Raw genomic sequence first — 18,181 nt, 5'->3', positions numbered from 1 at the left:
GCCGCCCCAAGATGAACAAGTGGTCTCCAAGGGGGCCGCTTCGGAGGGCTGCGCTCTGCGCTGCGGGGAGAGCATGGGGGCCGTTTTCATTCGGGCGATGTGGTGTCGCCCGCGCCCAGGGTTTTCTCCATGAGCACGATGTCGCGCCAGGCGCCGAACTTCCATCCCACCGAACGCATGACACCCACGTCGGTGAAGCCCAGCGCCCGGTGCACACCGATCGAGCCCGCGTTGGCCGAGTCGCCAATCACGGCCAGCAGCTTGCGTACCCCAGCTGCTTCGGCCTGGGCCGCCAGCTCGGTCAGCAGCTTGCGGCCCAGGCCCATGCCACGGGCGCTGTCGGCCACGTAGATCGAGTCCTCGGCAGAGAACCGGTAGGCTGGACGGGGCTTGAACCAGTTGGCATAGGCATAGCCCAGCACCTGGCCGTCCTTTTCGGCCACCAGCCAGGGCAGGCCTCGGGCCAGCACGTCGGCACGGCGGCCTGCCATGTCGGCTTCAGATGGTGGATCGATCTCGAAGGTGCCTGTGCCGTGAAGCACATGGTGTTGGTAAATGGCCGTGATGGCGGGAATATCGCTGTCGGTGCTGGAACGAATTTTGGGCATGGAAGAGGGAAATGGATATAATCGCGGGCTTTGCAGCGTGTCGCTGGCCGGGTGGCCATGTCGCGTGTCTCAAGCGTTGCGAATATGGTTGCGAACACAGTGGCTCAAGGCAAATGTTGCCGGAGTTCACCACCCGAAGGATAAATCATGGTCGTCATTCGACTCTCCCGCGGCGGCTCCAAGGGCCGTCCTTTCTTCAACATCGTCGTTGCTGACAAGCGCGTGCGCCGTGATGGCCGCTTCATCGAGCGCATCGGCTTCTACAACCCCACCGCCAAGGAATCTGAAGAAGGCCTGCGCATCGTGCAAGACCGTCTGACGTACTGGAAGAGCGTGGGCGCCCAGTCCTCGCCTACCGTGGACCGCCTGATCAAGCAAGCCGCCAAGAAGGCTGCTTAAAGCTCCCTGAAAAGGGCGGGTTTCGTCGGCATGCCTGGCGAAACCCGCCCTTTTCCTATTCTGGAATCCCCCGCCATGGCCACCAACCTGACCCTCGAACCCGCAGAGCTGCCCACAGACGCCGTTGAAGTGGGGCGCATTGCCGATGCCTGGGGTGTCAAGGGCTGGTTCAAGGTGCTGTCGCACAGCAGCAGCCCTGAGGCGCTGTTTTCATCCAAACGCTGGTACCTGCAGCCTTCCGAACGCGGCGCCAAGACCTTTGCGGGCACCGTGTTGTTGTCCATCCGCCAGGCCAAGGACCATTCGGACACCGTGGTTGCCTGGGCGCAGGGCATTGATGACCGCGATGCCGCCGAAGCCTTGCGCGGCGCGCGCATCTTTGTGCCGCGCTCCAGCTTTCCGTCCACCACGGAGGGCGAGTACTACTGGATCGATCTGATCGGTCTTGCGGTCGTCAACCGCGAAGGTGTGGCGCTGGGGCAGGTGCAGGAATTGATGTCCACCGGTCCGCAGACGGTGCTGGTGTTGACTTATGAGCAGGACGGCAAGGCACAGGAGCGGATGATCCCTTTTGTCTCGGCCTTCATTGACAACGTGGACCTGGCCGAAAAGCGCATCACGGTGGACTGGCAGCCGGACTACTGATCGGAACTCCCGCCCTGGCGCCGCCCACCATGCGCTTTGACATCATCACCCTGTTCCCCGAGCTGTTTGCGCCGTTCCTGGCCAGCGGCGTGACCCGCCGCGCGTATGCCGGCGGCCAGGTCGATGTACGCCTGTGGAACCCGCGCGACTATGCCGATGGCAACTACCGCCGTGTCGATGACCGGCCCTTTGGCGGCGGGCCGGGCATGGTGATGATGGCTGAGCCCCTCGCCCGGTGTCTTGCAGCTATCCGGGTGGAGCGTGGTGAGGCCGAGAGTAGTGAGGCGCCGCTGGTCCTTTTTTCGCCCATTGGCGAAACGCTGAACCATGCTGCCGTAGAGCGCTGGTCTGCAAGTACGGGTGCAATCCTGCTGTGCGGGCGCTACGAAGGCATTGACCAGCGCTTCATCGATACCCATGTCGATCTGCAGATGAGTCTGGGCGACTTTGTGCTGTCGGGTGGCGAAATCGCCGCCATGGCCCTGCTGGACGCTGTGGCGCGCTTGCAGCCCGGTGTGCTCAATGATGAGGGCAGCCACCAGCTCGACAGCTTCAACCCGGCGCTCGACGGCCTGCTCGATTGCCCGCACTACACGCGCCCTGAAGAATGGGCAGGGCAGCAGGTGCCAGCCGCGCTGATGTCTGGCCACCATGCGCAGATCGAGCGCTGGCGGCGCGACCAGCGCCTGGCCACCACGGCCCGGCACAGGCCCGATCTCATCGAGGCGGCGCGCAAAGCAGGGCATCTGGCCGCTGCGGATGAAGCAGTATTGGCCAAGCTCAGCTGAATTGCTATAATCAAAGGCTTTTCGATCCTCTGGCCGGCCGTTTTGACAGGGAGTTCTCCCGCAAAACACTGAGACGTCAATCCCGACGCAGCCATTTTTGGCGCGGACAAGATCGTTGGATATCAAACATGAACCTGATTCAGACCCTGGAAGCGGAAGAAATCGCCCGCTTGAACAAGACCATCCCCGAATTCGCCCCTGGTGACACCGTCATCGTGAGCGTGAATGTGGTGGAAGGTACCCGTAAGCGCGTGCAGGCCTACGAAGGTGTGGTGATTGCCAAGCGCAATCGCGGCCTGAACAGCGGCTTCACCGTGCGCAAGATCTCCAGCGGCGAAGGCGTGGAGCGTACGTTCCAGACCTACAGCCCCCTGATCGCCAGCATTGAAGTCAAGCGCCGTGGTGATGTGCGCCGTGCCAAGCTGTACTACCTGCGTGACCGCAGCGGCAAGTCGGCACGTATCAAGGAAAAGCTGCCTTCGCGCGTCAACAAGGCTGCAGCCGCCACCGCCGCATAAGGCGCAGGCTCGACCTCACAAGCCGCTACAGCGTCTGCCTGTAGCGGCTTTTTGTTTTTTGGCTTGTTCACCTCCCCCTTCTTGTGGACCCTTCTTCCAGTCCTGCTGTCTCGTCGGTGATCGCTCCTTTGTCGAGCCTGCCCGACTTTGACCCCCGCCTTGTTCCGGTGGTGGGGGTGGATGCGCACCTGCCTGCGGTGCCGCTTCAGGCGCAGACCGCTGAAGCGCTGCGGGCGCGTTTTGCGCACCCGCCGCAGTGGGAGCCTGAGGTGCTGCTGGAAAAGAAGTTCATGAACCGCGAGCCCGCCCGTGCGTCGGTGCTGATTGCCATCGTGCTGCGCGAACAGCCCATGGTGCTGTTGACCGAACGCACGGCCCACCTGTCCACCCATTCGGGGCAAGTGGCCTTCCCCGGTGGGCGGGCAGACGCGGGAGATGCAACGCCTGCCGACACGGCCTTGCGCGAGGCGCAGGAAGAGGTGGGGCTTGCTCGGGATTTTGTCGAAGTGCTCGGCACGTTGCCAATCTATGTCACAGGCTCATCGTTCATCATCACGCCCGTGGTAGCGCTGGTGCAGCCGGACTGCGTGCTCCAACCCAATCCGTATGAAGTGGCGGACCTTTTCGAGGTGCCGCTCGATTTTCTGCTCAACCCCGCCAACCACCGGCGCCATGTGTTCGACCGTGATGGCGTACACCGGGAGTGGTTCTCGATGCCCTACCAGGACGGCGGCAAGAACCATTACATCTGGGGTGCGACAGCAGGCATGCTGCGCAACTTCTACCGTTTCATGCAGGCGTAAACCGGGCCCGCGTGCGATAGGGTGCATCAGGGCAAAGCACCAGTATCATTGCCCCCCATGAGTTTCTTCGCCATCCTGTTCGCTCTGCTGATCGAGCAGGCCCGCCCGCTGGCACGCAGCAATCCCATTCATGCGGGTCTGCGGGCGTGGGCGCTGTCCGTGAGCCGCAATTTTGATGCGGGCAAGCCGCACCACGGCTGGGTGGCCTGGAGCCTTGCGGTGCTGGTTCCGGCCCTGGTGACCCTGGCCATTCACTGGCTGTTGCTTTGGGGGTTGGGGTGGCCCTTCGCAGTGCTGTGGAGTGTGGCCGTGCTGTACATCACGCTCGGGTTTCGGCAGTTCAGCCACCACTTCACGGGCATCCGCGACGCGTTGGAGGAGGGCGATGAAGATGCTGCCCGCGAGCGCCTGGCTCACTGGCAGCAGGTGGATGTGGGGGCGCTACCGCGCAGCGAGATCGTGCGCCATGTAATCGAGTATTCAGTGTTGGCGGCCCACCGGCATGTGTTCGGCGTGTTGGCATGGTTCTCCGTGCTGGCTGCCCTGGGCTTGGGGCCGACCGGGGCTGTTCTGTACCGGTTGGCTGAGTTTGTATCGCGCTATTGGCATTACAAGCAGCGCACGGGCGCTCAGCCTGCCAGCGCCTCCCTGCAGCAGGCCTCTGCGCAGGCGTGGACTGCCATCGACTGGCTTCCGGCCCGGCTCACCGCACTGAGCTTTGCGGTGGTGGGCAGCTTTGAAGAGGCGATCGAGGGCTGGCGGTTTCACGCACAGCGTTTCCCCAATGACAACGACGGCGTGGTGCTGGCCGCCACGGCAGGTGCCATCAATGTACGCCTGGGGGGTGAGGCACTGAAGGCGCGCACTGAATTGCACGCGCCACAGGGCCTGGAGATTGACGCTGACATGGGTGACAGCGATTCCACCCCCGGCCGCGAGCCCGAGGTGGGCCACCTGCGCAGCGTTGTGGGGTTGGTGTGGCGCTCGGTGGTGGTGTGGATGCTGCTGCTGGCGTTGCTTACGCTGGCGCGTTTGCTGGGGTAGCTGGCAAGCCGCCCCCTGGACCGCAATGCGGCTGCCCTCGGAGGAGGGGGCGCACCCTCACCCATGCAAGCCAGTTCCACGGGTGCGCTGGTTTCCGCCGCGCCAGGAGTGAAGGCCGCGCCCGGCTCAGTACCGGGTGTGGCGCAGTTCTTCAAATAGATCGCTATAAATTTTATAGCGTGTTGCGCTTATACCGCCTGCGCTGGGGCCCAGTTTGACTGCATCCAGCACGCCACATCCCGGCTCGTGCAGGTGCGTGCAGTTGTAGAACTTGCAGGCTGTCGCATGTGCTGCAATGTCGGGCATGCAGGCTGCCAGTTGCATGGGGGCAATGTGGTGCAGCCCAAACTCCTGAAAGCCTGGTGAATCGATGAGCGCGGTGGTACGGGCCTTGTCCATCCAGTACCAGTGCGTGCTGGTGGTGGTGTGTTTGCCCGAGTTCAGCGCCTGCGAGATTTCACCGGTGAGCACGGAAGCGCCTGGCACCAGCAGATTGATGAGGGTGCTCTTGCCGGACCCTGAGGGCCCCAGCACCAGCGTGGTCTTGCCGTGAAGGTGCTCCATCAGCAGCGCGCGGTCCACTTCACTGGAGAGCGCCAGCGACAGCGGCAGCACGCCATAGTGCTTTCCGGCGCCCATGTGCCGGTAGGGCAGCAAGCGCTCCCAGGCGCGGGCGAAAGGTTCGACCAGATCGCTCTTGTTGAGTGCAATGATGGGCTTGATGCCCTCGGCCTCGGCGGCAATCAGGGCGCGGGCTAGCTGGCTTTCCGAAAACACCGGCTCTGCCGCGATCAGGATGAGCACCTGGTCGAGGTTGGCGGCAAACGACTTGGTGCGGATCTCGTCCTGTCGGTAAAAGAGGTTGCGCCGTTCCTTGACCTTTTCGATGGTGCCCTCTTCGCCCTGGCCGGGCGGGGGCGCCTGCCACAGCACATGGTCGCCCACCACTGCCTGGCTCTTTTTGCCGCGTGGGTGGCAGATGCGGCGTTCGCCGTCGGGCGTCTCCACCATGCAGTGGCGCCCATGGCTGGCGACCACGGTGCCGTCCATGAGCGCGCTGCGTTCAGCCATGGGAGCCTGTGGTGCGCAAGGTCATGGGGTTAGGCCACCAGGGCATCGAACTGCGTTGCGCACTCGAAATCCGTGGATGAAATGCCATGCACGTCGTGCGTGTTCAGGCGCACCACGCAGCGGCTGTAGTGCACCGACAGATCGGGGTGGTGATCCTGGGCATTGGCAATGAAGGCCAAGGCGTTCACGAACGAGATGGTCTCGTAGTAGTTGGCGAAATGGTAGGTCTTCTCAATGGCGACGTCAGCGCCATCGCCCGTCAGGCTCCAGCCTTCGAGTTTGGCCAGGTTTGCTACAACTTCGGTAGCTGTCAACGCACGACGGGTAAGCGTTGACCAGTCTTTTTTCTTCAACATGGTAGTCATGGATGGGAGGGGTTGTGCATGCGCGCCAGCCGCTCGGTGGCGGGTGGGTGCGAGTAGTAGAACTTCACGTACACCGGGTCGGGTGTGAGCGTGGAGGCATTATCTTCGTAGAGCTTGAGCAGGGCGGAGGACAGGTCGGCGCCGCTGGCCTGGGCAACGGCGTAGGCGTCTGCCTGGAATTCGTGGCGACGCGAAAGTTGCGAGAACAGCGGCGAGATGAAAAACGTGAAGACTGGCACCACAAGCATGAAAAGCAGCAGGGCCAATGCGTCATTGGGGGCTGCGGCCAGGGTGGGGTCCAACGAGATACTCGGCCGCACGCCCAGCCCGGTGTAGAACCACACCTGGTTGGAGAGCCAGCCCAGCAGTGCAAAGCCTGCCAGGCTCAATGCGAACATGGTCACGATACGCTGGATGATGTGGCGGTGCTTGAAATGCCCCAGCTCATGGGCCAGCACCGCCTCGACCTCGCCCGGGGCCAGCTGGCGCAAGAGGGTGTCGTAAAACACCACGCGCTTTGCTGCGCCAAAGCCCGTGAAGTAGGCGTTGGCATGCGCGCTGCGGCGGCTGCCGTCCATCACGAACAGCCCTTTGGCCGAGAAGCCGCAGCGCTGCATGAGGGCAGTGACACGGGCCTTGAGCGATTCATCTTCGAGGGGCTGGAACTTGTTGAACAGCGGGGCGATGAAGGTGGGATACACCACCATCAGCAGCAGATTGAAACCCATCCAGAAGCACCAGGCCCACAGCCACCACAGCGGACCGGTCGCCGCCATGATCCAAAGGATCAGCGCGGCGATGGGCAGGCCGATGAGTGCGCCGACCAGCAGGCCCTTGAGCGCATCGGCAACCCACAGGCGCCAGGTCATCTTGTTGAAACCAAAGCGCTCTTCCACGACGAAGGTCTGGTACAGCGACAGCGGCAGGTCGATCAGGCCGCTGATGGCGGCGAAGGCGGTCAGCAGCGCCAACTGCTGCCACATCCCGCCGCCCAGGGCGCTGAGCAGGGCCTGATTCAGCACATCCAGTCCACCCAGCAGTGTCCAGCCCAGCAGCACGGCCGCACCCAGTGCCATTTCCAGCAAGCCCAGGCGCGCCTTGGTGATCGCGTAATCCGCGGCCTTCTGGTGCGCCGCCAGCGCGATGCGTTCGGCAAATGGTGCGGGAACGTCGCTGCGGTGTCGCGCCACATGCCGGATCTGGCGCGTAGCCAGCCAGAACTTGAGCACAAGGCCCAGTGTGAGAGCTGCGGCAAACGCAAGCGTCAGCGCCAGGGCGGGAGAGAAGGCGTCGGAAGTGGGCATGAGCGGCGAGTTTAGGCCATCGGCGACAATGCGCGCCATGTCAGAAGCCAACAACCCCACCCCTCACGCACTTGCCAAATCCGACCAGAACCTAGTCTGGCTCGATTGCGAAATGACAGGCCTGGAGCCCGATACCGACCGCCTGCTGGAAATCGCCGTCATCGTGACGGGACCGAGCCTGGAGCCGCGCATCGAGGGGCCAGTTTTTGCGATCCACCAGTCCGATGAACTGCTGGGCAAGATGGATGCCTGGAACAAGGGCACCCACGGTCGCAGCGGCCTCATCGACAAGGTGAAGGCCTCGACCGTGACGGAGGAGGAGGCAGAGCAGCAGATCATTGCCTTCCTGAGCAAGTACGTTCCCAAAGGGACTGCGCCTATGTGCGGCAACAGCATCGGCCAGGACCGGCGCTTTCTGGTGCGCTATATGCCGAAGCTGGAGCGATTCTTCCATTACCGCAACGTGGACGTGAGCACCCTTAAGGAATTGGCCAAGCGCTGGAAGCCCGAGGCCTACACCAGCTTCAAGAAGGCGCAGAAGCACACGGCCCTGGCAGACGTGCATGAGTCCATTGACGAACTGGCGCACTACCGCAAGCACCTGCTTTCGGTGTGACGGATTCCGGGGAGGGCGGCTGAAGACCTTGTGGGTTTGTATCGCAAGAACTGAGAGGGGCTTGCGGGAAAATACCTATCCATGCCATAATCAGCGGCTGCGCAGGAATCCATTCCTCGCAGATTGTGCATCTCCCCTCACACACCGGGCTTGCCAGCCGACTGTTTTCAACGCAGTGCAGGACTAGCGAACAACGCCCACCAGCATCCGCCCAGAGCAATGCAGGTTTCGTTTGATGGTTGATGTTTTTTAACCATTGACGAAGCCACTCGCAGGCTACGCTTGCGATCGTCTTCGTGAGAGAAAAATCATGACCGACACCTCTTTGGTGCAGGGCGAATTCGCGCCTGCCGACACTTCCTTTGCTGCCGACATTTCCGTGCAGTCTTCCCCTCTGGACGCCGTGGTAGCAGCTGTCGCCGAGGCCGACGTTGCCGTGACTGCTGAACCCAACGGCTTTATCGAACTGGGCTTGGCCCCTGAACTGGTGCAAGCCGTGGCTGACCTGGGCTACACCCAGCCCACCAGCGTGCAGCTCAAGGCCATTCCCTTGGCAATGGGCGGTGGCAACGACTCCACCAAGTTCATCGACTTGATGGTTTCCAGCCAGACCGGCAGCGGCAAGACTGCCGCCTTCCTGCTGCCCGTGCTGCACACGCTGATCAACCAGCAGGCTGCTGCCGAAGCCGAAGAACGCGCTGCTTTCGAGCGCGCTGTGGCCGAAGCTGCCGCCCGTGGTGAAGCTGCCCCCAAACGCGCCAAGCGCAAGGACCCCACCAGCTCGCGCAATTTCAAGGCCGCCACCCCTGGTGCCCTGATTCTGTGCCCCACGCGTGAACTGGCGCAGCAAGTCGCGCACGATGCTATCGACCTGGTCAAGCACTGCCGTGGCCTGCGTGTCGCTAACGTGGTGGGTGGCATGCCTTACCAATTGCAGATCGCCAAGCTGCAAAACGCCGACCTGGTGGTGGCCACCCCCGGCCGCTTGCTGGACCTGCAGCGCTCGATGCAGATCAAGCTCGACAAGGTGCAGTTCCTGGTCGTTGACGAAGCCGACCGCATGCTCGACCTGGGTTTCTCGGACGACCTGGCCGAACTGAACCAGCTGACCGCCCAGCGCAAGCAGACCATGATGTTCAGCGCCACCTTCGCGCCCCGCATCCAGCAGCTGGCCATGCGCGTGATGCACGACGGAGGTTCGTCTGTGCAGAAGGTCACCATTGACTCTCCGCAAGAGAAGCATGCCAACATCAAGCAAATGCTGTACTGGGCCGACAACGCCCAGCACAAGCGCAAGATGCTGGACCACTGGCTGCGTGACACCACGATCAACCAAGCCATCGTTTTTGCCAGCACCCAGGTGGAGTGCGATGGCCTGGCCAACGACCTGCAGCAAGAAGGCTTTTCGGCCGTTGCATTGCACGGTGCCCTGAGCCAGGGTTTGCGCAATCGCCGTTTGATGGCATTGCGCGCTGGCCAGGTGCAGATTCTGGTGGCTACCGATGTGGCAGCACGTGGCATCGATGTGCCCACAATCACCCATGTGTTCAACTTCGGCCTGCCCATGAAGGCCGAGGACTACACCCACCGCATTGGCCGTACTGGCCGTGCGGGCCGCGATGGCCTGGCCATCACGTTTGCCGAGTTCCGCGATCGCCGCAAGATCTACGACATTGAGTCGTACAGCCGCCAGCAGTTCAAGGCCGAAGTGATTCCCGGCATGGAGCCCTCGCAGCGCGCGCCGCAGGCACCTCGCGGTGGCGATTTTGGTGGTGGCCGTGGCGCCCCGGGCCGTTCGTACGACAACCGTGACAACCAGTCGCGTGGCCGCTTCGGTGGTCCCGCACGTGGTGGCAATGACCGTGGTGGCAATGACCGTGGTGGTTTCGGTGGTGGCTTTGGCGGTGGTTTCGCTGGCCGCGACAACCGTGGTGCTCCTGCGCGTGGTGAAGGCGCTGGCGGTTTTGCGGGTCGTGATGACCGTGGTGGTGACCGTAGTTTTGCGCCGCGTCGTGATGGTGAAGGCTATGGCCGCAAACCTGGTTTTGGTGACGCAGGCCGTGGCAACTTTGCGCCCCGTGGTGATGCAGGTGCACCGCGTGGTGATTTCGCTCCCCGCAAGCCAGCGTTTGCCAAGCCAGCTGGTGGTGGCGGCAAGCCGTTCGTGGCACACGATGCCCGCAAGCGCCCTGCGCGCCCCGCGCGCTGATCGCTGGCAGGTCTGTGGCGCTAGCGCCACCCCTGTTGCAAAGGCCGGTACCGCAAGGTGCTGGCCTTTTTTGTTGTTGTGGGGACCCTGGACCAAGAATACGCAGAGTAGCTCGACAATAATTGCCCAGGGAGGAATCTGCAGTGTCGTCTTCGTTATCTTCCGAGGCAGACTTTGAACACATGTTCGAACTGGCGCCTGTGTCTCTCTGGCTGGAGGACTACAGCGCCCTGAAGCAACTTTTTGATCGCTGGCGCGCTGCGGGGGTTTCCGATCTTCGTGCCCACCTTGCTCAGGACTCCGCAAGGGTGCGGCAATGCAGCGCTGCCCTCAAGGTGTTGAAAGTCAATCGCCGCACGCTGGAGCTGTTTGCGGCCGAGAACCAACAGGTGCTTGAAGCGAATCTGGACCAGGTCTTCAGGGATGACATGCACGATGCGGTCTTCCATGAGCTGGCGGCGCTGTGGTCCGGGCAGCTGGAGTTTTCGAACCAGACTGTCAACTATGCGCTGGATGGCCGGCGTCTTGACGTTCAGATTCGCGCACGCATCCTTCCAGGGTATGAAGCGGACTGGAGCCGCGTTCTGCTTTCGCTGGAAGACATCACGGCCCAAGTGCGGAGTGCCAGCCAACTTCGGCGCAGCGAACAATATGCACGGGATTTGTTCGAGCACTCCCCGGTCTCGTTGTGGGTCGAGGATTTCAGTGCCGTGAAAAGCCTGCTCGACGGTGTTCGCTCGCAGGGCATTGACGATTTCAAGACCTTCATCACGGTGCACCCTGAATTCGTCACGCGCTGCATGCAGGAGATTCGCGTGATCGATGTCAACCAGCAGACGTTGCGCATGTTCGGTGCGTCCAGCAAGGAGATGCTTCTGAACAACATCGGGCGGGTGTTTAGGGGTGAGATGCATGAGTCCTTCGCGGACCAGTTGCTGGACCTGTGGGAGGGCAAGACCTTTCAGCAGCGCGAAGTGGTCAACTACGCGCTGTCCGGGGATGCGGTGCATATCCACATGCAGTTTTCTGTGTTGGCAGACCATCTTGCGGACTGGGGGCTGGTGCTGCTGTCGCTGGTGGACATCACGGCGCGCAAAAAGGCGGAAGCCTACCTGGAGTACCTTGGCAAGCATGACGTCCTGACGCAGCTGCGCAACCGGGCCTTCTATGCGGAAGAACTCAATCGTGTCACCCGCAAGGGGCCGTGGCCTCTGTCCATCATTGCGATTGATCTGAACGGGCTCAAGGTTGTGAACGATGAGCAGGGCCATGCTGCGGGCGATTCCATGCTGCGCAGGGTGGGCGAAGTACTGGCCAAGGCGGTGGACCCGCCAGCCTGCGCCGCGCGCATTGGCGGAGACGAATTCACGGTGTTGCTGCCCGGCATGGACGAGCGCAGCGCCTTTGCGTTGCAGGAGCGCATTCTCTCCATGTTGGACTTGAACAACCAGTTCTATCCGGGTCAGCCGATCAGCCTGGCCATGGGCGTCGCTTCGTGCCGTTCGGGCGACATGGTCGAAGCGGCCATCCATCGTGCCGACCAGGCCATGTATGCCGAAAAAATCCGGTATTACCAGGAAAAAGGGGTGGACCGGCGGCAACTGTCATAGGACCCCTTCCGGGTTGCACGGAAGCTTGGCGTCAGGTGCCGTGGGGTGTACTTCAGAACTCAGCCCGCGTGAACTGCGTAGCCGTAGAGCCGCTCGGTTGGCACCCTGGCTAGAAAGTTGCGCTCCGAGGCATCGATGGCCCCAGTGCCTGGCGGGCATAGCGGCTTTCCAGAGGCTTCGCCAGGGTGACTACTGTGCCTCTACCGCCTTGAACGCTTCGACATCGACAAACTTGCCAAGCTTCCAGTTAGGCTAGGCTTTGTACTCGGGCGCCTGGAATCCCACTCTCGCGGGTGCGCACTGACTTGACGGGGCGTAGAGTCAGGTCTCATTGTTGCGGCACGCAGGGCAATTCACAAACGCCAGGGGCTCAACCTGGCGTTGCAGTCCTGCCAATATCGGGCCAGCGATGGTGCAGATAGATCCAAGCCATCATGCCCACGCACATCATGAGCAGCGATGCGAAGGCCAGCAAGACCGTTGAGTGCATTACCAAAGGGACCAGGATGCCGGCCACAATGCCGTTCGCAGTAGAGCCGACAAACGCTTGCATGGACGAGGCCATGCCGCGGCGCTCGGGGTGAAGGTCCAGCACCAGCAGGGTCACTACCGGCACCATCAGTGCCCAGCCAAACGCAAAGACCGCAATCGGCAGCAGCGACCAGGCCGCGTGCACGGGAAAGAGCAGATTAGCTCCCAGGTTGAAGACGGCTACGGTGAACATGATCACAAAGCCGTGCCGTATCTGTCGTTTTGGAGCGATCTTGCCGGCCAGACGCCCGCTCAGCCACGCGCCGCCCATGATGCCCGAAATGGTCAGTAGAAAGAACCAGAAGAACTGCGTGGGGGCTAGTGCAAGGTGTTCGCCCAGAAAGGCAGGTGCTGCCAGTACGTACAGGAACATTCCATTGAAAGGAACGCCGCTTGCGAGCGCCAGCAGCACAAATCGAGGGCTTGACCCCAGCTGCCAGTACCCCCGCATCAGATGGGGCACATTGAACGGCTGGCGATGCTCGGCCTGCAATGTTTCGGGCAGGAGCCTGAAGTTTGCGACCCAGAGCACCACGCCCACGCAGGTCAGAAACCAGAAGATGCTGTGCCAGCCTGCATGTACAAAGAGCCAGCCGCCCACGATGGGAGCGATGGCTGGGGCTATGCCAAAGTAGATCGTCACTTGGCTCATCACCTGCTGCGCGCGCGCTGGGGGAAACATGTCGCGGATGACCGCACGCGACACCACAATGCCTGCGCCCGTAGACAAGCCCTGCAATGCCCTGAACGCTATGAGCTGGCCGATGCTTTGTGACAGCGCGCATCCAGCCGAGGCCAGCGTGAACATGGCGATCCCGCACAGGACCACCGGTCGCCGGCCAAAGCTGTCTGCGAGTGCTCCATGGAAGAGGTTCATGAACGCAAAACCAAAGAGATAGGCCGAAAGGGTCTGTTGCATCTCCACCGGGGTGGCGCCCAGGGCACTGGCAATGCCTGTGAAGGCAGGTATGTAGGTGTCAATCGAGAAAGGCCCCAGCATACCCAGTACGGCGAGGAGGGCCGCGAGGGTCCATTGGGGCGCGCGCCAAAGTGTGTGGGCGTTGGGATTCATCGGGTGGGCAACGGGTAGAACATCGGGCAGGGGCAGGGGCAGGGGGCGGACAGGACCGATGACGGCTGTTGCGGCAAGAGCCGCTGTCAGGACTTGGTTCTCTGCGGCAGGAGTTGACCCCCGGACGAAAACCGGTACATCCCCTCCATCCAGCCCAGTCCGAACAGGGCCAGAGTCTGTTCATAGTACGCCGTGGATCGCACGGGATTTGCGACGAGACGGCTGAGCTGCGCTTTCAATGCAGCACTATCGCCTTGCGCCTGCAAAAAGGGCAGCATCGCTGCCGTAAAGCCTGCCGGACCAGGGCCTGAGCCCTGTCCTGTCAGTACATCAATCGATTCAGGTGGGTGCCCCTGTTCGCGCACGTATCTCGCCATGGGGGCCAATGCAGAAAGTAAGGGCTTGCGGCCAGGTGCGGCAGGGTGCAGCATGCCTGCCCACAGGTAGACGCGAATCGCGTTGTAGGCGCCCTGGCCTTTTTCCTTGCCTTTTTCGTCAATGAGAAAGCCTTGCCGTGCGTCGTACAAGGTCCAATCAGGGGCGTAGCCTTTGGGGGAGGCTCCCACGATGATTTTTTCAGAACTTTGAGTGAGCTGCCTCCAAGCAGGGAGGGGGTAGAGCGTGGCCAGCCGTTGCATGACCTGCAACGGCATATAGCTTGGGTTGAGTTTCCATCGGCCTTCGGCCTCCACAAAGCCGCTTGGCGCAGGGAGCAGACTCGGCCCCAGGCCAGGGAGGTCTGCGGTCTCCTCTGCAATGATGCGGGCGGCCAGACGAGCCCCCAAGGCGCGATATTGCGGGGCGTTCCACAGGCGTGCAGCCTCGCCCAAGACATAGGCAATCCAGATGTCAGCGTCGGAGGCCGCATTGCTGTCAATAACGCCCCAGGTTCCGTCCGGCCGACGGCCCCACAGCCACGCGGGCAGGCGTGCGCCCAGGTCTCCACCGCTCAGGTTGTTCTCGGTCCAGCGCAGGAGGGTGCTGAAACCCTTGCGGTCATTGGCGACCAGGGCAAAGAAAAGTCCGTAAGCTTGGCCTTCCGAGTAGGTGCGCCCTCCCTCCCCGTCGTCCGAGATCACCCGGCCTTCCTCGCTGGTGAATTGGGCCTTGAAGGTATCCCAGGCAGGCCATTGACCGCCGCGCGCCAAACCCGCCACTGCTCGCTCCTGCCCTTGCGCGCGTGACAGCGTGGCGGGCGCGAGCAGGCTCAGTCCTGTGAGAAGTGCTGTCCGCCTCAGGAGCATTGGAGTCATAAAAATCCTCGTGTTGCATTACCAACAGGAACGGGTTCTTCTGGATAGCCTATGGTGCACAGCGCATATGTGCGAGCAAGATGAGGTTATTTTTGTAACCTGAAGATGCTGCTGAGAACGGAGCCAGCCGAGGAAGGGGCGTGTTGCGCCTCTTTCGTAGCCAGAAAAACAAAAAAGCCGACGCTACATTGAAGTAACACCGGCTTTTTGCGCCTTGCGGCTTTTGTTTGGTGGGTCCTGAGTGACTCGAACACTCGACCTACGGATTAAGAGTCCGCTGCTCTACCAACTGAGCTAAGAACCCAAACTTTTTATAAATCTGTCTGCATTGCTGCAGAGCCTCGAATTATGCACTAGTTTTTTGTGGCTTGGCAAGCAACCCAGAAAATTATTGCATGGCATTGCGGCTGGCGAGTTCGACAAACAGGCCACTGTGGTCCAGTTCACCCAGGCCATGATCTACGCCTTCGGCATAGAGGGTCTCGAACAGAGCTGTGATGGGCGCGTCGAAGCCGATCTCGCCGGCCGTCGCCAGGGCATTGCGCATGTCCTTGAGCTGCACGGCCATGCGGCCGCGTGGGGCAAAGTCACGCTCCACCATGCGCTGGCCATGCAGTTGCAGGATGCGGCTATCTGCAAAACCTCCCTGAATGGCTTCGCGCACCTTGGCCATGTCTGCGCCGCCCTTGGCTGCAAACAGCAATGCCTCGGCCACCGCGCCGATGGTGATGCCCACGATCATCTGGTTGGCCAACTTGGTGAGCTGGCCCGCGCCGTGCGGGCCCACATGGGTGGCGCGGCCGCAGGCGGCGAACACGGGCTGGGCCTGCGCAAAGTCTTCAGGGCGCCCGCCCACCAGGATGGCGAGCGTGCCGTTTTCTGCTCCCACCGTCCCACCTGATACAGGTGCATCCAGGTGGGCCAGGCCCATCTCGCCCAGGCGGGCGGCGTGGTCCCGTGCTTCGCGGGGCTGGATGGAGGCCATGTCGATGAAGAGGGCGCCTTTACGCATCGCCTTGGCCGTTCCGGATTCGAACAGGACCTGTCCTACGACAGGTCCGTTTTCCAGCAGGCTGATCACCATATCGGCGTTCTGGACCGCTTCGGCGGGCGAGGCATGGACGGTGATGCCAAACGCTGTCAGGGGCTCCGCCTTGGCTCGGGTACGGTTCCACACCTGGACCTGATGGCCGGCTTCCTTGAGGCGGCGTGCGATGGGGCGGCCCATCATGCCAATGCCCAGGACTGCAATGCGAAGCGGGGTGGTGGTCATGGCGTCATTCATCCGGGATCGTTGTCTCTGTGTGCATCATGTGCCTTTTTGGTGCATCACCCTGTCACGGAGCTTGCAGCATGGCTAGATTGGAATGATGATGCCGCACAGCCCCAGGAGACCCTACCCATGACCTTGCCCCTGCATGACCCCGCCTGGCTGGAGCGCATGTACAACAACCGTGCTCTGGTGCCCGACCACATGGACTACCTGCAGCGCTGGGCACGGGATTCTGCGCAGGTGCGGGCCAACGTCCCTTGTGTGCTGGATGTGGCCTATGGCAGCGGTGCAGGGGAAACCCTGGACGTGTTTCCGTCTGCACGTACCACGGGCGGGCCGGTGCCTGTGCTGGTGTTCATCCATGGCGGCTACTGGCGGTCGCTCGACAAATCCGATCACTCGTTCATTGCGCCGCCTTTTACCCAGGCCGGGTTTTGTGTGGTGGTGGTGAACTATGCGTTGTGCCCAGGCACCCCCGAGGCGCCGGTGACCATCCCGCACATCGTGCGGCAAATGGAGAAAGCACTGGGTTGGGTGTGGCACCACGTTGCCGCCCATGGGGGCGACCCGAAGCGGATTACCGTGGCAGGGCATTCGGCGGGAGGCCAACTGGCGGCCCTGCTGCTCACCAGTGTTTGGCCGCTGATCGGTGACGGTCTGCCGGATGGGCTGGTGCGCAATGCGCTGTCGATCTCCGGGGTCCACGATCTGGAGCCTATCATGCACACCCCCATGTACCAGACGGTGCTGAACCTCACGGAGCAGCAAGTGCTGCAGTACAGCCCGGCGCGCCTGCTGGAGCCCGCCCTCGGTACGCTCTATTGCGCCGTGGGGGCGGATGAAAGCCCCGAGTTCCTACGGCAGAACCAGTTGATGCAGAACGCCTGGGGCAGCCACTTCGTGCCCCGTAGCGTGGCATTACCCGGACTGCACCACTTCAGCATCGTCGATGCCCTGGCCCAGCCGGGGCACGACCTGCACCACATGGCGCAGAACCTGCTGCGGGCCTGACCTCGCGTTGATCTCGGCCCGGGTGCTGGTTTACATCAGCAGGTGCTCACCCGCGTTGTCGCCGCCCAGGATCACATAGTTGACCTTGCGCACGTCCATCAGCTTGGTGCCGCCAGCGTAGCTGATGGAGCTTTGCACATCCTGCTCCATCTCGATCAGCGTCTCGGCCAGCTTGCCCTTGATGGGCTCCAGGATGCGCTTGCCTTCCACGTGCTTGTACTCGCCCTTGTTGAAGTCGCTGGCTGAGCCGTAGTACTCCTTGAACAGAGCGCCGTCCACCTCCACCGTCTTGCCGGGGGACTCTTCATGGCCTGCGAACAGCGAGCCGATCATCACCATGCTGGCGCCAAAACGGATGCTCTTGGCGATGTCGCCATGGCTGCGGATGCCGCCGTCGGCAATGATGGGTTTGGTGGCCACGCGGGCACACCACTTGAGGGCAGATAGCTGCCAGCCGCCCGTGCCAAAGCCGGTCTTGAGTTTGGTGATGCACACCTTGCCCGGGCCCACGCCTACCTTGGTCGCGTCGGCACCCCAGTTTTCCAGGTCGATGATGGCTTCAGGCGTGGCCACATTGCCAGCAATCACAAACGCCTTGGGCAGGTGCTGCTTGAGGTAGCCAATCATGTTCTTCACGCTGTCGGCATGCCCATGGGCGATGTCGATGGTGATGTATTCGGGCGTGAGGCCCAGGGCCACCAACTGGTCCACGGTGTCGTAGTCGGGTCGTTTGACGCCCAGTGAGATCGAGGCGTAGCAGCCCTTGGCGTGCATGTCCTTGACGAACTGAATGTTGTCCAGGTCAAACCGGTGCATGACATAGAAGTAGCCGTTCTGGGCCATCCAGGTACAGATCTTTTCGTCCACCACCGTTTTCATGTTGGCGGGTACCACGGGGATGCGGAACGAGCGGCCGCCCAACTCCACACTGGCGTCGCATTCCGAGCGGCTTTCCACGCGGCATTTGCGGGGCAGCAGCAAAACGTTGTCGTAATCGAAGATTTCCATGAGATTCCAAGCTCCTTTGAAAAGGTCGCCTGCGAAGGATTTCGCGGGCGTGG

The 18,181-nt window shown here is 62.0% G+C and carries 18 protein-coding genes and 1 tRNA gene; 10 read left to right on the top strand and 9 right to left on the bottom strand.

Features of this window, described 5'->3' with window-relative positions; genetic code table 11:
• Positions 1-86 precede the first annotated feature (86 nt).
• Positions 87-608: a GNAT family N-acetyltransferase gene (locus tag ACODS0_RS01440; RefSeq protein ID WP_055403054.1), complete on the bottom strand. Its 522-nt coding sequence runs from the start codon at positions 606-608 to the stop codon at positions 87-89.
• A 147-nt stretch (positions 609-755) separates the two neighbouring features.
• On the opposite strand from ACODS0_RS01440, the gene rpsP reads away from it, so the two are divergent.
• The 6 genes from rpsP (at position 756) to ACODS0_RS01410 (ending at position 4,805) form a co-directional block, all read left to right on the top strand.
• Complete coding sequence (gene rpsP, locus ACODS0_RS01435; protein ID WP_008904984.1) at positions 756-1,007, top strand: 30S ribosomal protein S16; 252 nt, start codon at positions 756-758, stop codon at positions 1,005-1,007.
• A 75-nt stretch (positions 1,008-1,082) separates the two neighbouring features.
• Complete coding sequence (rimM, locus tag ACODS0_RS01430) at positions 1,083-1,652, top strand: ribosome maturation factor RimM (RefSeq protein WP_055403096.1); 570 nt, start codon at positions 1,083-1,085, stop codon at positions 1,650-1,652.
• A gap of 29 nt (positions 1,653-1,681) precedes the next feature.
• Positions 1,682-2,440: a tRNA (guanosine(37)-N1)-methyltransferase TrmD gene (gene trmD / locus ACODS0_RS01425; RefSeq protein ID WP_055403052.1), complete on the top strand. Its 759-nt coding sequence runs from the start codon at positions 1,682-1,684 to the stop codon at positions 2,438-2,440.
• Between the two features lie 128 nt (positions 2,441-2,568).
• The gene (rplS, locus tag ACODS0_RS01420; protein ID WP_055403050.1) at positions 2,569-2,958 is read left to right on the top strand and encodes a 50S ribosomal protein L19; all 390 of its coding nucleotides are present in this window, start codon (positions 2,569-2,571) and stop codon (positions 2,956-2,958) included.
• An 83-nt stretch (positions 2,959-3,041) separates the two neighbouring features.
• Complete coding sequence (locus ACODS0_RS01415) at positions 3,042-3,761, top strand: CoA pyrophosphatase (RefSeq protein ID WP_488832231.1); 720 nt, start codon at positions 3,042-3,044, stop codon at positions 3,759-3,761.
• Between the two features lie 57 nt (positions 3,762-3,818).
• A complete protein-coding gene (locus ACODS0_RS01410) occupies positions 3,819-4,805 on the top strand; it encodes a CobD/CbiB family protein (RefSeq protein WP_055403047.1) in 987 nt (328 codons plus the stop codon).
• Positions 4,806-4,931: 126 nt separating this feature from the next.
• Here the strand turns inward: ACODS0_RS01410 and rsgA are convergent, their stop codons facing one another.
• The 3 genes from rsgA to ACODS0_RS01395 are packed head-to-tail and all read right to left on the bottom strand — an operon-like array spanning position 4,932 to position 7,545.
• The gene (rsgA, locus tag ACODS0_RS01405; RefSeq protein WP_488832227.1) at positions 4,932-5,876 is read right to left on the bottom strand and encodes a ribosome small subunit-dependent GTPase A; all 945 of its coding nucleotides are present in this window, start codon (positions 5,874-5,876) and stop codon (positions 4,932-4,934) included.
• Between the two features lie 29 nt (positions 5,877-5,905).
• On the bottom strand, positions 5,906-6,241 hold the full coding sequence (locus ACODS0_RS01400) for a 4a-hydroxytetrahydrobiopterin dehydratase (RefSeq protein ID WP_121505674.1): 336 nt from the start codon (positions 6,239-6,241) through the stop codon (positions 5,906-5,908).
• Positions 6,238-7,545: a M48 family metallopeptidase gene (locus tag ACODS0_RS01395; protein WP_488832655.1), complete on the bottom strand. Its 1,308-nt coding sequence runs from the start codon at positions 7,543-7,545 to the stop codon at positions 6,238-6,240. The genes ACODS0_RS01400 and ACODS0_RS01395 overlap by 4 nt, the downstream gene beginning before the upstream one ends.
• A gap of 37 nt (positions 7,546-7,582) precedes the next feature.
• On the opposite strand from ACODS0_RS01395, the gene orn reads away from it, so the two are divergent.
• From orn to ACODS0_RS01380, 3 genes are all read left to right on the top strand, one after another.
• Entirely contained in the window at positions 7,583-8,161 is a 579-nt protein-coding gene (gene orn, locus ACODS0_RS01390) for an oligoribonuclease (RefSeq protein WP_008904975.1), read from the top strand.
• Positions 8,162-8,471: 310 nt separating this feature from the next.
• Positions 8,472-10,370, top strand: a complete 1,899-nt coding sequence (locus ACODS0_RS01385; RefSeq protein WP_488832221.1) for a DEAD/DEAH box helicase — start codon at positions 8,472-8,474, stop codon at positions 10,368-10,370.
• A gap of 143 nt (positions 10,371-10,513) precedes the next feature.
• Entirely contained in the window at positions 10,514-11,980 is a 1,467-nt protein-coding gene (locus ACODS0_RS01380) for a sensor domain-containing diguanylate cyclase (RefSeq protein ID WP_373692584.1), read from the top strand.
• Positions 11,981-12,350: 370 nt separating this feature from the next.
• On the opposite strand, the gene ACODS0_RS01375 is transcribed toward ACODS0_RS01380, so the two are convergent.
• From ACODS0_RS01375 to ACODS0_RS01360, 4 genes are all read right to left on the bottom strand, one after another.
• Positions 12,351-13,583 (bottom strand): multidrug effflux MFS transporter, encoded by a 1,233-nt coding sequence (locus ACODS0_RS01375; protein WP_121420846.1) that lies wholly within the window; start codon positions 13,581-13,583, stop codon positions 12,351-12,353.
• A gap of 86 nt (positions 13,584-13,669) precedes the next feature.
• Complete coding sequence (gene bcsZ / locus ACODS0_RS01370) at positions 13,670-14,836, bottom strand: cellulose synthase complex periplasmic endoglucanase BcsZ (protein WP_488832218.1); 1,167 nt, start codon at positions 14,834-14,836, stop codon at positions 13,670-13,672.
• Between the two features lie 228 nt (positions 14,837-15,064).
• Positions 15,065-15,140 (bottom strand) — tRNA-Lys (locus ACODS0_RS01365).
• An 84-nt stretch (positions 15,141-15,224) separates the two neighbouring features.
• Entirely contained in the window at positions 15,225-16,109 is an 885-nt protein-coding gene (locus ACODS0_RS01360; RefSeq protein ID WP_488832216.1) for an NAD(P)-dependent oxidoreductase, read from the bottom strand.
• Positions 16,110-16,238: 129 nt separating this feature from the next.
• Between ACODS0_RS01360 and ACODS0_RS01355 the strand changes: the two genes are divergently transcribed.
• Complete coding sequence (locus tag ACODS0_RS01355) at positions 16,239-17,120, top strand: alpha/beta hydrolase (RefSeq protein WP_488832214.1); 882 nt, start codon at positions 16,239-16,241, stop codon at positions 17,118-17,120.
• Between the two features lie 30 nt (positions 17,121-17,150).
• Here the strand turns inward: ACODS0_RS01355 and ACODS0_RS01350 are convergent, their stop codons facing one another.
• Entirely contained in the window at positions 17,151-18,128 is a 978-nt protein-coding gene (locus ACODS0_RS01350; protein ID WP_121505680.1) for a GMP reductase, read from the bottom strand.
• Between the last annotated feature and the right edge of the window lie 53 nt (positions 18,129-18,181).

Source organism: Acidovorax sp. FG60 (assembly GCF_057808995.1).
Note: the sequence above shows the minus strand (reverse complement) of the source record. Positions and strands in the feature narration are given on the sequence as shown.